Origin of the sequence: Candidatus Thiodiazotropha endoloripes (genome assembly GCF_001708965.1) — a bacterium.
GTDB classification, from domain to species: Bacteria; Pseudomonadota; Gammaproteobacteria; order Chromatiales; family Chromatiaceae; genus Thiodiazotropha; species Thiodiazotropha endoloripes.
In genome coordinates this window covers 1,911,336-1,926,287 of record NZ_LVJW01000003.1, presented here as the reverse complement: position 1 = coordinate 1,926,287, position 14,952 = coordinate 1,911,336, and the positions used below count along the sequence as shown (strand labels likewise).

Below are 14,952 nucleotides of genomic sequence, written 5' to 3'. Positions count from 1 at the left end.
CAGGTCAGGTAACTTATGGCTGGTGGACCAAAACAAGGAATTCTCTCGCTAACCATCAAGGATAAAAATGCCTTGTATGCAGCCTATATGCAGTTTGTGGAATTTGGTGGCCTTTTTATACCCACCACCAAACAGTACCGTCTCGGTGATGAAGTCTTTATGTTGCTGACCCTGATGGATGAGGCCGAACGTCTCCCAGTGGCTGGAAAAATCATCTGGATTACACCAGTAGGCGCCGAGGGTAACCGGGCAGCCGGAATCGGTGTCCAGTTCAGTGACCAGGACGGCGGTGCGGCGCGTAACAAGATTGAGACCTATCTGGCCGGTGCACTCAAATCAGATCGGCCTACCCATACCCTCTGATTCCGGCAGTTTGCCACCTCTTTATCGCCATCCCCGCAGGAATTGCCTTTCAAGGATGATGGAGTAGCTATAAAATAGCCACCCCACAGCCAGAGACTCTACAATGCTTGTCGACTCACATTGCCATCTTGACCGGGTTGCACTCGATCACTATGCGAATGACTTCGGTCAGTTCGTCTCATCAACCCTGGATGGTGGCATCAGCCATATGCTCTGTGTCTCCATCGACCTGGAGTCCTGGCCATCGATGGTCTCATTGGTCGAATCCTATCCCCAGATCTCTGTATCGGTTGGTGTCCATCCCAACGACCGTGAGCGGCACGATCCAAGCCCGGCCGAACTGGTCGAGTTAGCTCAACACCCCAAGGTGGTTGCGATTGGTGAAACCGGTCTCGACTATTTCCATGGTAAAGGCGACTTGGATTGGCAGCGCAACCGTTTCCGGCAACATATCGAGGCGGCCAAACAGGCCAAACTGCCGTTAATCATTCATACCCGGGATGCCAGAGAGGATACGCTCAGCATCATGCAGTCCCAGGGAGCTGATCAGGCTGGTGGCGTTATGCACTGTTTCACTGAAAACTGGTCAATGGCGGAGCGTGCGATAGAGATGGGTTTCTTTATCTCCTTTTCAGGCATCATCACTTTTAAAAATGCTGCTGATTTGCGCGAAGTGGTGAAGCGGGTGCCGATGCAGCAGTTATTGATTGAAACTGACTCTCCCTATCTTGCACCAGTGCCCTATCGTGGTAAGCCGAATCAGCCAATCTATGTTCATCAGGTGGCAGAATGTGTGGCTGAGATCAAAGGCCTGGGTGTCGAAGAGGTGGCAGTTCAGACTACAGAAAATTACTACCGTTGCTTTCCTCTGGCAGCTCATTGAGTAGAGTCTTGTTTATCCTTGACGAGGATCAGGGAGGATCACTAAGCAGTTTGATCGAGCATGTCGAGTTGAGCAGGAATAGTACTTAAAAACTTAACAGCCGGGTATCAATGTCACTGTGGATGACTTTGGCGCCGGCTATTCAGCGTTTACCTGCCTTCTCGTACACAATCAGCTGAATTCATGCTCTTCAACGATGAATGCGGAAGATTTTGAGTGATCAACAAAATTCTTCTCATCTTCCAGTAGCGCTGCGCCAAGCTGCTGACCTTCTGGAGTGCTCATGCCTTCCATCAGGGCCTCTGCAGATTCAAACCACACTTCGGCAACACCATCATACTCCGGTTGCATGTTTCTTGATTGCTTGAGTGCTTCATTCAATGGTGAGTTCAGGGTATGGGATTGCACATACTTTTTAGCACCCATAGCCGGAGCATTACGCATGAAAAACGGACCATGTTTGTTCATCCAATAATCTTTGAACTCTGCCCGGCTGATATTCGGGTGTCTGGTTAAGCACATTACGAACTTGATCATTATTCTTCTCTCTGTCTTAACTGAATGCTGAACGCCAGCTTGTGTTTGTTAACACAATCAGATTGGTGTTGATCGATTCGGTTTTCAGTGTCCTTTGTAGAGTTGATCAAGATCCCTCTCATGCTCGCTGTAGATCTTGTTTCTACGTAACTTGAGCGTTGGTGTCATGAAGCCGTTTTCCACGCTCCATGCTTCACTGATCAAAGCCAACCTGACAATCCTGGCATAACCGGGAAAGTTGTCCAGGTGACTGTTTACTCGCTCAAGCAGAGCTTTCTCATCGGTCTCAGTCAGAGTTTCAGGATTGTAGCGTGCAGCTTCCTCATGCTCAGTGTTTAGATGAATCAGTGCGCTGAGATAAGGCTTTCCTTCACCCATTATCAGTACCTGGTCGAACAGGCTGTCCATGGAGATACACATTTCCATATCTGCAGGGGGTACCTTTTCACCATTGGCGAGCACGATGATCTCTTTGAGTCTTCCTGTAATGAAGATGTGGTCGGATTCAATCTTTGCTTTGTCACCGGTGTGGAACCACCCCTGGTCATCGATACACTCGTCTGTGGCCGTTCGATTGTTCCAGTAGCCCAGCATCACGTTTGGTGCACGGCATAAAAGTTCATCCTGGTCACTGATCCGGATCTCGATGCCTGGAAAGGGGATGCCTACACTCGATGGAATATTGTTTTCATGGGTATTGGCAGAAATGATCGGACTGGTTTCAGTCAGCCCATAACCTTGCAAAATGGGTACGCCAAGCCCGATGAATACTTTTGCAATATCGGATGAGAGTGGTGCGCCGCCAGAGACCGCGATGCGTAACCTGCCACCGAGCTTCTGCTGTATCTTTCCGGCAACCACCTTGTTCAGTAGTGGCCAAAGTAGCATGTTGGCATTCCAGGTTTGCCGCCCTTGCTTGTTTTCAAAAACCTGCCAACCGGTCTCGACCGCCAATTTGAAGAGTTTTTGCTTGATCGCAGAATCGGCGGCGAGTTTGTCCTGAATCTTGGCGTAGACCCGTTCGAAAATTCGGGGTACAGAGACCAGTATGGTTGGCTTGATAATCTGTAAATCTTCACCCAACTCCGCAATGGACCGGGAATAGGCGGTTGTCGCGCCAGCGACCATTGCCAGGTAGTAGCCAACCGTCCGTTCGAGGGTGTGAGAGAGCGGCAGGAAAGAGAGAAAGGTATCTGTGGGTAGGATATCGATAATCTTAACACCACTCTCGATATCCCAAAGAATGTTTCTGTGACTTAGCATGACCCCTTTGGATCGACCAGTGGTACCAGAGGTGTATACGATGGTCGCCAGGCTTTCGCTGTCTTGATCGACTAACTCTAGCTCTGCAGCGGTTTCCTTGGGTAGCCACTCATCGATATGCATCAGACGTGGCTGAAGACCCAGTGGGTCTACCTTCTCCATGGTGAGAATACGATTCAGGCCGGCAAGCTGATTACGGATCTGTTGCAGTTCCTGCCATTGTTGATCATTTTCGAGCAGTAACAGCCTCACCCCGGCATCCTGCAGGATATAACCGATATTTTCCGCCCTGTCATTGGTGTAGAGGGGAACGGTGACCAGACCCAAGCCTGAAGCGGCCTGATCGAAGATCACCCACTCCTTGCAGTTTCTCAACATCAGGGCAACCCGGTCACCCCGTTTCAGGGTCTCTTTTTTCAGGGCTGCCTGCCAGAGCGCTACCTGCTGTGCCATCTCACGCCAGGTGCTCTTTTGCCACTGCTCACTGTCTGGATCGTACTGGATGAAAGCAACATCCTCAGGAGTCCGCCTGACTCTTTCCTGAAAAACGCCTGCCAGGGTATCTGCCACCTCGAGACCGATGTAATCTGTATTCGGTTTGTTCATATTCGGATTATCGTTGTTATAGGAGTGTTGTCTTTTTGCTTCCGGTTGATGTAAGTTTTCAAACAATAACATTACACACCTCTTAAGTTAGCCCATCCGTCATCAGGATGGAACTGATTACCGTGACGTTTTTCAAGTAACTCGAGTTGATGGCGCTGAGTATCGAGTCCGCCACTGTGAATGGCATGCATGGGGCCGCCACGGAAGGGAGCAAAACCGGTGCCGAATATCACGCCGGCATCCAAAAGATCCTCATCTTCTATCACCCCTTCACGCAGGCAGGCTACCGACTCATTGAGCAGGCGGAATATCATCCGATCGGTCAGATCTTTCGGTGGGATATAGCTGTTATTGACCTTATCCTTACGGATCTTTCCCTTTTCGTAGGCATAGAAACCCTGGCCGCTTTTCTTGCCCAGATGCTCTGTTTCAACCTGCTGCTTGAGTTGATGCGGAATCTCCAGATCGAACAGCGGGGCGAGTTTTTCAGCGACCGCCAAACAGATGTCCAAGCCAACTGCATCGGCCAGTTCAACCGGTCCCATCGGCATACCGAATTCCACCGCGGCCTGATCGATTACCGGTGCCGGCACTCCTTCATCGATCAGTTTCATCGCTTCAAGCAGATAGGGCATCAGGATGCGGTTGACCAGAAAACCAGGGCTGCTCTTCACCGGTAGAGGCAGTCGATCGATGCAGCGGACAAAGGCGGCGCCTTTGTGGATCAACTCAGCGTCGGTCTGTTCACCATGAACAACCTCAACCAGCTGCATCTTGGCCACCGGATTGAAGAAATGCAGACCGATCAGGCGGCCGGGATTATCCAGAACTTCACTGATGGTCTCCAGCGGGATACTGGATGTATTAGTGGCCAACAGGGCATCCGGTCGCATCTGTGACTCAAGTTGCTTGAACAGATGCTGCTTGGCTTCGATGTCCTCAAAGATCGCCTCGATTGCCACATCTGCTTTGGCGATGCCGTAGCCTTTCGGGTCTGGCATCAAGCGGTCCATAGCGGCGTTTACCAGACGAGGGTTACGCAATTTTCGACTGAACAGGCTATGGGCTCTAGAGATGGCGCGGGTGAGAAACTTGGCTTCCCGATCCTGCAGGGTCACCTGCATGCCTTTCAGGGCACACCAGGCAGCGATATCACCACCCATGATGCCACCGCCAACCACATGCACGTGGTGAGGATGAAAATCCTGTTTGCCTCCCAGGGATTTCAAGCGCTCCTGCAGAAAGAAGACCCGGATCAGGTTTTGTGCCGTAGTGCCGACCAGAAGACGGCTCACCTCACTCGCTTCACTGCGATACATGGCACCAGGATCACCGCCATGCTTTTGCCAATGATCGATCAGAGCAAACGGCGCCGGGTAGTGGTTCTTATTGGCATGTTTGGCCGTTTCACGCCTTAGCAGAGGTGCGGCAATCATCCGACCGGGGAGGGTATTGGCCAGACGGTGGAGCACTTTTTGCGGGCGTGGTTTTGGTGGTTTGTGGATCAGCTGTGAAGCCAGGGCTTTGATCTGCCTCTGTGGGGCAATCTGATCAACCAGTCCCATCTTCTTCGCCTGTCGGGCACTGACACTGCGCCCACTCAACATCATCTGCATTGCCGGCAGAGCGCCAACACGTCGGATCGATCGTACACTACCGCCATATCCGGGGAATATGCCCAAGCGGACTTCCGGGAAGGCGAGTCGGGTTGATGGATCATCCTGTGCAATACGAGTGTTGCAGCTGAGTGCCAATTCCAATCCTCCACCCAGGCAGAAGCCATGAATCATCGCCAGGGTTGGAAAGTCGAGACTCTCGATTCGGGCAAACAACTCATGCACTCCATGGATGTGCTCTTCCGCCTCACGTTGTCGCATACCACTGCGGAAACTGTTGACGTCAGCACCGGCAATGAATCCGGAGGATTTGTCAGAGATGAAGATCAGACCTTTGGGTTGCAGCGCTTCCAGTTCGTCCAAACATTCCGCCAACTCAGCGAAGGCCTCTTGAGAAAGAATGTTGACCGGGCTGCCGGCATGATCAAAGTGTAACCAGCAGATGCCATGTTCATCGGTTTGCGGATGCCAGTGCTTACTCATTTCGCCACCTCCAGCAACATGGCGCCACCCTGGCCGCCACCAATGCATAGACTTGCCATACCCCGGGTTGCACCTCTTTGTTCAAGGGTCTTGAGCAGATGGAGTACCAGACGGGCGCCACTCGCGCCAACCGGATGACCGATACTGATCGCACCACCATCCACGTTCAACCGCTCCTCGGGAATTGCTGACAGGGGCTGCTCCAATCCCACTTCCTGTTGCATGTAGTCGTGATCCTGCCAGGCTGCCTGACAGGCCAGTACCTGAGCGGCGAAGGCTTCATTGATCTCCCAGTAATCGATCGCCTCCCCATCCATCTGCTGTCGTTGCAGTAGGCTGCCCATGGCATGTACCGGGCCCAAACCCATCTGGGTCGGATCGAGAGCTGACCATTGGGAGTCGACCACCCGTCCTAGGATCGGGAGATTGTGCTTTTCCACAGCCTCTTCCGATGCCAGTAGTAACATCGCAGCCCCATCGGTGATCTGGGCACTGTTGCCTGCGGTTACCTGGCCCACTGGTCGATCAAAGGCCGGCTTGAGGGTGGCCAGTTTTTCAACCGTGCTGTCCCGCCGCAGGCCATCATCCGTTTCAAAAAGCTCACCGCTGTTCGTGTAGATGGGTTCGATCTCAGCGAGAAGCCCCGCATCGATCGCCTCTGCGACTCTTTGATGGCTGCGCACTGCGAAACTGTCCATAGCGGCACGGTCGATTTGAAATCGCCAGGCCAGTTTTTCCGCGGTCTGACCCATGGTCAGTCCAGCCAGTGGGTCGGTCAGGCCTCGCAGCAGGGCAATCACCAGTTGCAGATGCTGAGGGCGCAAAGCGGCGAGCTGTCGGCTTTTGGCGCCAAGGCTTTTCGCCCTGTTCCAGTCTGCCAACCAGGCGACCATGGCCTGATTGAGCAGTATCGGATGATGACTCATGGATTCGGTTCCGCCGGCAAGCACCAGGTCGGCTCGGCCCGAGGCGATATCCAGCGCAGCACTGTCGATCGCCTGTAGACCGGATGCACAGTTACGCTGGACGGTCCAGGCGGGCACTTTGTCCCCGCAACCGAGTCGGAGTGCGATGATTCGCGCAATGTTGGCCTCATCGGGACCCGGTGCAATGCAGCCGACAATCACTTCATCCAGCTCCGTCGCTGCAAAGGATTGTCTGGTCAGCAGGGGACGGGCCGCTGAAACGGCTAAATCCGATGCGCGGAAGGGGCCCGGTTTACCTCGAGCTTTGAGAAACGGTGTTCGACTACCATCTACCACGAAGACGTTTCTTGGTACGTAACTGTCCATAACCATGGTGGTTCCTCACTCCAGCTGTTATCCGGGTACATGCCGATACCGAACAACGGCTCAGGCTGCGCCCAATTTATTGATTGTTGACACCTTTGACTGCTGTTTCCCGGAGACTGAGCCGCTCGGCATTAAGCGTTCAAAGGCATTCACTTCAATCACCTGGTTACGCAAGCGTTCAGCTTCTGTCAGCAGACTCTTGTCAGATTCACTCAGGATTCCCAGTTTGATCGCTTCCTTGATCAATTCCGGCAACTCACGTGCATGCAGCTGTCCCGCCCGTTTGGCCCGCTTCAGGGTCTTTTCCAGGGGGATTACTTTTGCAACCACATGCAATGCCTGTTCAAGCTGACCGATACGTTGCTGGGGATCGTCATCGGTGAAAACCCCATGGGTCAGGCGGTCACGCACTTCACCGGGAGAGAGCAGCGCACGAGCGACCTGGTGGTCCAGACGGTCTGTGGGTTTATGGAATGGTAGGCCGGTTGGGAATATCAACACCCGCATTACCCAGGCTAAAGGTCTCACAGGCATGTTGCGCAACAGTCCTCTCAAGGCATGCTGCATACGATAGAGCGAATCATCCAGAGCCCACTGCATCAGCGGCACATCCTCTGGTTTTTCACCCTCTTCAACAAATCGCTTCAGGCAGGCACTGGAAATGTAGAGGTTACTCAGGATATCGCCCAGCCGTGCGGATAAGCGTTCTTTGCGTTTCAATGAGCCACCCAGGGTCATCAGGGCCAGATCCGTGGTCAGCGCAAATGATGCGGACATCCAGTTGAGTCGCTGGAAGTAGCGGCGCATGGGGCCACCCTTCGGGCTCTCGGAGAGACGTCCGTGGGTGAGGCCGAGCCAGAGGGTCCTGGCAAAATTGGTGACCACAAAACCGATGTGACCGAACAGTGCACTGTCGAACTGTATCAGTCCGGCCTGCTGATCAGGATTCTCCGCCGCCTCAAACTCCTTCAGTACAAATGGATGGGCGCGAATTGCACCCTGCCCAAAGATGATCATGCTACGGGTGAGAATATTGGCGCCTTCCACCGTGATGCCGATGGGGATCGCCTGATAGGCCCGGCCAAACAGATTATCGGGTCCAAGACAGATACCACTGCCACCCTGGATATCCATGGCGTCATTGATCACCTGACGATAGCGCTCGGTCAGATGGTATTTTACGATCGCCGAGATCACGGATGGGGTCTCTCCGCTATCCAGTGCACTCAGCGTCAGTTTGCGTGCGGCATCCATTTGGTAAGTGAGACCACCGATTCTGGCCAGTGCCTCCTCAACTCCTTCGAAATGACCGATAGGCTGGTTGAACTGACTTCGAACCGCAGCATAGGCTCCGGTATAGCGACTGGCTGTTTTTCCTGCACCAGTGGAGAGTGCGGGCAGGGAGATGCCCCGGCCTTCAGAGAGTGAATCCATCAACATCCGCCAGCCCTGTCCGGCCCCTTCGGCACCACCCATCACCCAATCGATGGGTATGAAAACATCCCGGCCATAGATCGGACCGTTCTGGAAAGGGATATCCAAAGGCATATGCCGCTTACCGACCTTGATCCCGGCTGTCTCTCTCGGTACCAGGGCAACGGTAATGCCAGGTAGTGGATCATCACTCAGCAGGCGTTCCGGATCTTCCAGTTTGAACGCCAGGCCGATCAGGGTCGCAATGGGCGCCAGTGTGATGTAGCGCTTTTCAAAATTGAGGCGAATACCCAGAACCTCTTTGCCCTGAAAGTTACCATAGGTGACCACGCCGCTATCAGGGATGGCTCCCGCATCGCTGCCTGCTTTGGGGCTGGTGAGTGCGAAGCAGGGTATCTCTTCACCGATGGCGAGTTTCTGCAGATAGCGATCCTTCTGCTCCTGGGTGCCATACTGCAAAAGCAGTTTGGCCGGCCCCAGGGAATTGGGCACCATGATGGTGACGGCCGCGGTGATACTGCGACTGGCAACCTTCATCACGACCTGAGAGTGGGCATACGCAGAAAAACCCAAGCCGCCATAACTCTCAGGAATGATCATGCCGAACATCCCGGATGTTTTGATGAACTCCCAGATACGTGGCGACAGATCCTTATCCTCATGGGTGATCTGCCAGTCATCAAGCATCCTGCAGAGCTCATCAACCGGCCCATCGATAAATGCCTGTTCCCGCTCACTCAGTTGGCAGGCAGGCTGATGCAGCAGATCCTGCCAGTTGGGTTGACCGGAGAAGAGCGCACCGTCCCACCAGACATTACCGGCATTCAGGGCCTCCTTTTCTGTTTGTGACATGGCAGGCATGACACTGCGGAAAGTAGCAAGCAGTGGTTTGCTGATCCACTGTCTGCGCTGCTCTGGCATCAGGTAGAAAAACAGAGCAACCACATAGGGCAGAGCAACCAGCAGGGATCCGACCGGTGTGACCAGTCCGGCCAAATTGAGGGCGATCAGCAGTACCGGTGGGGTGATGATCCAGACAATGGCCCGCGCTGAACCGTAGGCCAGTCCCCAGAAAGTCATTAACAGAAGTATCAGTCCTAGAAGTGTCATCGCTCAGCCTCCCTTAACGGTGGTGTTTGGAACGGAGGGCGTGTTGTCATCAATGGGTTCTGTTTTCTCTTTATCCTTCTTGGTGAATGAGAATATGGTGCGGTCATCCACACGACTCACAGTTTCACCGCGGTTTGCGGCCACAAAGGCCCGTTCGTCGTCGTTATAGAGGATGTCATCGTCACACCAGGGTAGCCGGCGATAGACACCCAGATCATCCAGTCCCAGAAACGGATATTTGATAATGTCGAAATAGGGGGAGTAGTCGAAATCCTTCGGCGTGAAGAGTCTGGGATTGCGCTTGAAGAAGCGCAGGCTGCCGTCATCGTCACGATCGATGAAGGGCAGAATCGGAAAATTGACCCGATTGAAGGCCGATGCGAGCATGGAGGAGCAGACTGTTCGGGTCGGCATGCCCGCGTTGTGTTCGAACAGACTCGATCGCCAGCGTCTCGGTAGGAACCCCCAGGGAAAGAAAAACCGCGCCAGGTCCAGCAGGTGGCGGACATCATAATCCGTTCCGATGTGTTTTATGGCATGAGCCACCACCTTGTGGGCATCTTCCGGCTCCAGACCGGTTGGACGACAGATCCGCAGATGGTCGCGGCGATATTTGGAGACAGGTGCAATGATGGTGCCTTCACCGAGCAGAGCTTCAACCATCAGCTGTTCACTCAGATCACCCTTGTAGGCCATCCTTACCCGCTGCTGCAGATCGGGATCCCGGATATCATAGATTCTGCCGATATAGAGGGCAGAGTGGGTCCAGGTGCTCTGGGTAATGGTCTTGATGACATTGCTGACTCGACTGCGCCCCTCGACTAGCAAAACATCGCCAGCCCGAAGTTCATAAATGAGCCGGTTGAAATCACACAAAGGGGAAGAGGAGGGCGGACCCTCTTTGGTCAGCCACTCGGCTATCCATTGCATAATCCTCTGCCCGATTCTGCGCATACTAAAACCCAGTAAAACAGTATGTATTAGTTAAAGTATAGACACATATTCCAGGGAGCGAGTTTCAAGATCTGTCAAATCAATGAAGTAGCAGTGGGTAAATGTCTGTTCAATCAACTGCTTAGCATAACAACAGTACATATGGAGTGAGGATCGGGAGGTGAGAAAAATTCGATAATAAAATCAGATAATTGGAACTGATGTAACAATTATTTACCTATTTCTTATCGGGGTTGGCTGGTACATTGATCGATATTTGTATCCAGCCGATTCAATCCCCAAATCCGCTTTGAAGCATAATCGATGAAGTGTCTTGAGATAGCCTCATGAACCAGCTGTTGTAAATCTACGCCCTATACCAGGTAACTGTGAAAAACATGATCGATACAGACTCCGATACCGAAAGGCACACCCACAGCAGAGCAGGAGATGGAAAAATATGAACCATCAATACGTGCACTGTTCTGACCAGGTTCCAGCAACGCACTCACCAGTACAGATTGAAAAGTCTCAGCTACGAGTGGATTGCTGAAAATAAAGCACATACCTAGTGAAAAATATAGAAATAGGGTTAAGAGAAGTTCTTGTATTACATAGAGGTAGTCATATGAAGATAACTCTTAAATACCTATTGCTCTAAAATTGATAGGTCAGTGATACGCGATAGGTGCGGGGTTCTATCACATGATAGTGAATATCCTCAGTAGCAATACCGGTCGGTTCTGTCTCCAAACGTGAAGCGTAATAGTAGTCAATATCGTGATCATCACTATCGGTCAGATTCAGAATATCGGCTTTAAACGTCCACTCTTTTTTACGGTAACCGACACGCAGATTCCAGATGGTACTGGCATCGGATTCGACTGAACCGTCTTCGTTCAAGGGCCGTTCACCGAAATAGCGCAAACGCACACTACCGAACCAGCCGCTGTCTAAGTTGGCTGCCACTCCTGCCTGGACGACATGTTCCAGGGCCCCCGGAATCTCATTACCTTCCGGAGCATCATCGGTAAATTCCGCATCGGTGTAGGCGTATTCCAAATCAAGGCTCCACTGATCCGTGAGGCGGTAATAGGTGGTCAATTCCACGCCTTTCCGTTTTGAGCCGCGACTCTCTTCTGTGTTGCCGGCATCGCCAACAAACAACAGCTCACTGTCCACTTCCAGGGCCCATAACGCCAGTGAGGTATTTATCCGATCGCTGATGAATCCCCGTATACCCGTTTCATATCCAAACGACCTCACCAGTGGATCGACAGCGTCTACCGAATTGCCGTCTGCGGGATCGACACGGCTGGTGACGCCACGGGCATCATTGGAATGGAAACTCTGTCCGGCAGAAACATAACCTTCCCATGCATCGTTTAGGGTATAGATCAGGCTGCCTTTCAGGGAAGGCAGGCTGTCATTGGCCGTGCCGCTGTTGACACTCAGATCCACACCATTTTCATTGATGCCCGATCTATCATTCACATCAAAGTCATAATAGTCGTAACGCAGTCCCAACACACTGTGCAGACGATAATTCCAAGTGACACGGTTCTCCCAAAAAACACCAATACTCGTTTCGGTGACTTCATCGCTGCGGATAGTGCCCAGTCGATCCCGCTTTTTTGTATGGTAGAGGGCAACTTCATCAATATCATCGATGCGCAACTCTATCCCGACACGGTTCTGCATATGATGGCCAGCCAACTTATCATTTGAGAGATAACTGAGTTGACCACCATAGATCAATCGACGGTCGACCTGTTCGAATTGATCGCCATCAATCTCATCATCCATAAAGTAGGTAAAGTTTGACCACAGGTTTAAGTCGTAATCGATGATATAGGCAGAGCCATGCAAGCCAGCGGAACGCCAATCGAGACTGAGGCTGTAACGTTCCGATTCGCCACCGACTGTGTTATCGAGGGATCCCAGGTCATCGATCAGAGCTTGATCCACTGCACGTGAAGGGATCTGATCGGCACTGTTCCAACTGTTGTTGTAGGTCATTATCGATATACTGAGTTCTCCATCATCCAGTGAATGAGTATGTTTCAAGAGTAGATTGGTTTTGTCGAGATCTTCCTCGATATCCGACCAGGGGCCATCATAGCGATTACCTTCAAAGGCAAAGAGCGATGTACCACCCGCAAAAGCAAAACTGTTCATCAGCAACACTCGATAGTAGTCATCTTCACCTACGCTGAGTTCGGCACTACCCTGTTCCAAGCGTTTTGCTGTCTCGAATTGCGCACTGCCGGCGCCACTGAAGTCGCCCACATCCGCATAGTAGGCGCCTTTCTTGTAAGTGAGCTGGCCAACGGTTTCCGGGATCAGAAAATTAAGATCGGTGTAACCCTGTCCATGACCATGTGTGCGCATGTTGACTGGCATGCCGTCGACATGAGTGGAGAAGTCGGTGCCGTGATCGAGGTTGAAGCCCCGAAGGAAATACTGATTGGCTTTACCGGTGCCGCTATGTTGGGTTACCACCATGCCCGGCACCAGTTCCAATACTTCACCGGTACGCAGCAGAGGTCGAAGTTCAATTTCCGTCTGCCCCACGATGCCCTCGGATGCAGAAACAGCCTCACCCAGCAGATTCGTCTGACGGCCCTCCACGACAAGGGATTCGATCACGACAGGTTCGTTTGAGGCATCCTCAGCGACCGTCTGAGTACTGATAAGTACCAATAGACTCAACCATCGAAATGTCATATCCTGCGCTCCAGTTTGCGTTTCCTTTGAGGCTGAAGACAACTTGTCAGTCAGCAGTGTTGGCTGCAGTATCCACCACAAATTGAAAACCGATAAGAGATAGGTTTTTGTGAATAAAATGACGACAGAATTAAGTCGTTTTCTTGACGGTTGTCGTAAAAGACAACCCAGTCCTGTGCTGGGAGGACGGGAACTGGAGGTCATGAAAATAGTGTGGCGGGAAGGCGCACTCTCAGCACAGCACGTGCTGCAGAGTATTTCTGACAGCACATTGAGCCTGAGTACCATGCAAAGCACTCTGGAGCGGTTGCACAGAAAATCTTTACTGCATCGGCAAAAATCGGGACGCCGATATATCTACCGTGCCGCGGTAAGCCGCAGTGTCTTCATCAGTCAGTTGATGATGGATATTGCCGAGACCATCGGCGATGGTGAAATGGCGCCTATGGTCTCCGGATTCGTGAACTACATCGACTATGAATTGCCCGAGTCTCTAACCGAGGAGGTGCGTGAGATCATCGGTCGGTTGCCGAAGGAGTCCGATGATTAATACAGTGACAACCATTGCCAATATCCTATTTGCCTGGACAGTCATGTTCCTGGTGCTGTCCTGGATGCTGGCCGGAGCCTACTCATTTTTCTCATCTTTTTTCGCCAGGATGAAAGTAACCCATGGGGCCTGGTTGACCCTTGCTTACGGTCTGATGGCGCCGGTCGCGGCAACCTTGACCCTGATGATTCTCTATATGCCGACGCTGGCGTTTTCCTTGGTCACCGACCATTGCCATGGTGCTTTGTGCACACCACACACCTTGCAGATGACCACAGAGACGTTCAACGGAATGGTCACCGTTACCTTAATCGTCATAACACTGGTGTCTGTGGGTACACTGATGGTCATGCAATCCCTATCGGGAAGGCGTCGATTACAAACCTTGAGCGATTTGTCAGAATCGACTTCCAAGTATTATCGTCTGGTGGATAATCCGGCGGCTATCGCCTGGTGTGCAGGCCTGTTTCGGCCGCAGGTTTTCCTGTCGAGCGGACTCGTCAATAGCCTGTCAGCCCGACAGTTGCAGATCATATTGACTCATGAACTGGCGCATGCCCTGCGCCGGGACAATCTGAGCAAATGGTGTTTGCACTGGGCGACTATCGCCTGGCCCCAATCCCGTAGACAACGGATCAGACAGGAGTTCTTTGACTACACTGAACAAATCAGTGATCTGGCAGCAGCCTATGTCCATCAGGGCAAAACCGATTTAGTTGATCTGATCCGTTTGTTGGACAGTTGTTGCGCCAGTAGCAGTAAACACAACAACTCAGCTCGTCAGGACCACATAATAAAGCGCATCATTGCGCTTGAGCATGAGCTGGAACGGCAAACCGACGGTACGACTACGCAGAAAGAGAGCTTGTTTCCCGGCTACGCTGTTGCCAGTGTGTGGTTGGTATTCATTGTCATGGCCGTACATTATGGTCACCCATTGCTGGAGTGGCTGTCGCGATGAGAGTGGTGCAGAGGCAATAATCTCAGCGACAGCTTCCCAGTACTGCAGTCGCTTGCTAACTGAAAATCAATCATAGAGGCTTGGCAATCCGTTTGAACTACTTTCAAACACATTGATTTCGCATAGTTACTGCCAGGCGGCATGAAGTTTAAATTGCACAGAGATTACAATCTCGAGTCAGGTCATCCGGCATT

The 14,952-nt window shown here is 52.1% G+C and carries 11 protein-coding genes and 1 pseudogene; 4 read left to right on the top strand and 8 right to left on the bottom strand.

What is annotated here, in order from left to right; translation table 11 throughout:
* Nucleotides 1-15 precede the first annotated feature (15 nt).
* Complete coding sequence (locus tag A3193_RS08635) at nt 16-363, top strand: PilZ domain-containing protein (RefSeq protein WP_068993460.1); 348 nt, start codon at nt 16-18, stop codon at nt 361-363.
* 103 nt (nt 364-466) lie between these two features.
* Nucleotides 467-1,246 carry a TatD family hydrolase gene (locus A3193_RS08630; RefSeq protein ID WP_069005954.1) on the top strand — a complete coding sequence of 260 codons (780 nt, stop codon included), beginning with the start codon at nt 467-469 and terminating at the stop codon, nt 1,244-1,246.
* Nucleotides 1,247-1,417: 171 nt separating this feature from the next.
* On the opposite strand, the gene A3193_RS08625 is transcribed toward A3193_RS08630, so the two are convergent.
* The 8 genes and pseudogenes from A3193_RS08625 to A3193_RS08595 form a co-directional block, all read right to left on the bottom strand.
* The gene (locus A3193_RS08625) at nt 1,418-1,768 is read right to left on the bottom strand and encodes an EthD domain-containing protein (RefSeq protein WP_235614973.1); all 351 of its coding nucleotides are present in this window, start codon (nt 1,766-1,768) and stop codon (nt 1,418-1,420) included.
* Between the two features lie 99 nt (nt 1,769-1,867).
* Nucleotides 1,868-3,724 (bottom strand): AMP-dependent synthetase/ligase, encoded by a 1,857-nt coding sequence (locus tag A3193_RS08620; protein ID WP_320410689.1) that lies wholly within the window; start codon nt 3,722-3,724, stop codon nt 1,868-1,870.
* Nucleotides 3,724-5,751, bottom strand: a complete 2,028-nt coding sequence (locus A3193_RS08615) for a 3-hydroxyacyl-CoA dehydrogenase NAD-binding domain-containing protein (protein WP_069014532.1) — start codon at nt 5,749-5,751, stop codon at nt 3,724-3,726. Before A3193_RS08615 ends, A3193_RS08620 begins: the two co-directional genes overlap by 1 nt.
* The gene (locus A3193_RS08610; protein WP_305782014.1) at nt 5,748-7,043 is read right to left on the bottom strand and encodes an acetyl-CoA C-acetyltransferase; all 1,296 of its coding nucleotides are present in this window, start codon (nt 7,041-7,043) and stop codon (nt 5,748-5,750) included. The genes A3193_RS08615 and A3193_RS08610 overlap by 4 nt, the downstream gene beginning before the upstream one ends.
* Before the next feature lie 60 nt (nt 7,044-7,103).
* The gene (locus A3193_RS08605; RefSeq protein ID WP_071938090.1) at nt 7,104-9,587 is read right to left on the bottom strand and encodes an acyl-CoA dehydrogenase; all 2,484 of its coding nucleotides are present in this window, start codon (nt 9,585-9,587) and stop codon (nt 7,104-7,106) included.
* A gap of 3 nt (nt 9,588-9,590) precedes the next feature.
* Nucleotides 9,591-10,517 carry a YiiX/YebB-like N1pC/P60 family cysteine hydrolase gene (locus A3193_RS08600; protein ID WP_235614931.1) on the bottom strand — a complete coding sequence of 309 codons (927 nt, stop codon included), beginning with the start codon at nt 10,515-10,517 and terminating at the stop codon, nt 9,591-9,593.
* A 248-nt stretch (nt 10,518-10,765) separates the two neighbouring features.
* Nucleotides 10,766-10,882 (bottom strand): annotated as a pseudogene (locus A3193_RS21075) (hypothetical protein); the annotation flags it as partial.
* A gap of 295 nt (nt 10,883-11,177) precedes the next feature.
* Nucleotides 11,178-13,247, bottom strand: a complete 2,070-nt coding sequence (locus A3193_RS08595; protein WP_083218636.1) for a TonB-dependent receptor — start codon at nt 13,245-13,247, stop codon at nt 11,178-11,180.
* 118 nt (nt 13,248-13,365) lie between these two features.
* Here A3193_RS08595 and A3193_RS08590 point away from each other — a divergent pair, with 118 nt between their 5' ends.
* Together A3193_RS08590 and A3193_RS08585 are read left to right on the top strand one after the other, a co-directional pair.
* Nucleotides 13,366-13,797, top strand: a complete 432-nt coding sequence (locus A3193_RS08590) for a BlaI/MecI/CopY family transcriptional regulator (RefSeq protein WP_069005948.1) — start codon at nt 13,366-13,368, stop codon at nt 13,795-13,797.
* Nucleotides 13,790-14,758 carry a M56 family metallopeptidase gene (locus A3193_RS08585; RefSeq protein ID WP_083218635.1) on the top strand — a complete coding sequence of 323 codons (969 nt, stop codon included), beginning with the start codon at nt 13,790-13,792 and terminating at the stop codon, nt 14,756-14,758. Before A3193_RS08590 ends, A3193_RS08585 begins: the two co-directional genes overlap by 8 nt.
* The last annotated feature ends 194 nt before the right edge of the window (nt 14,759-14,952 follow it).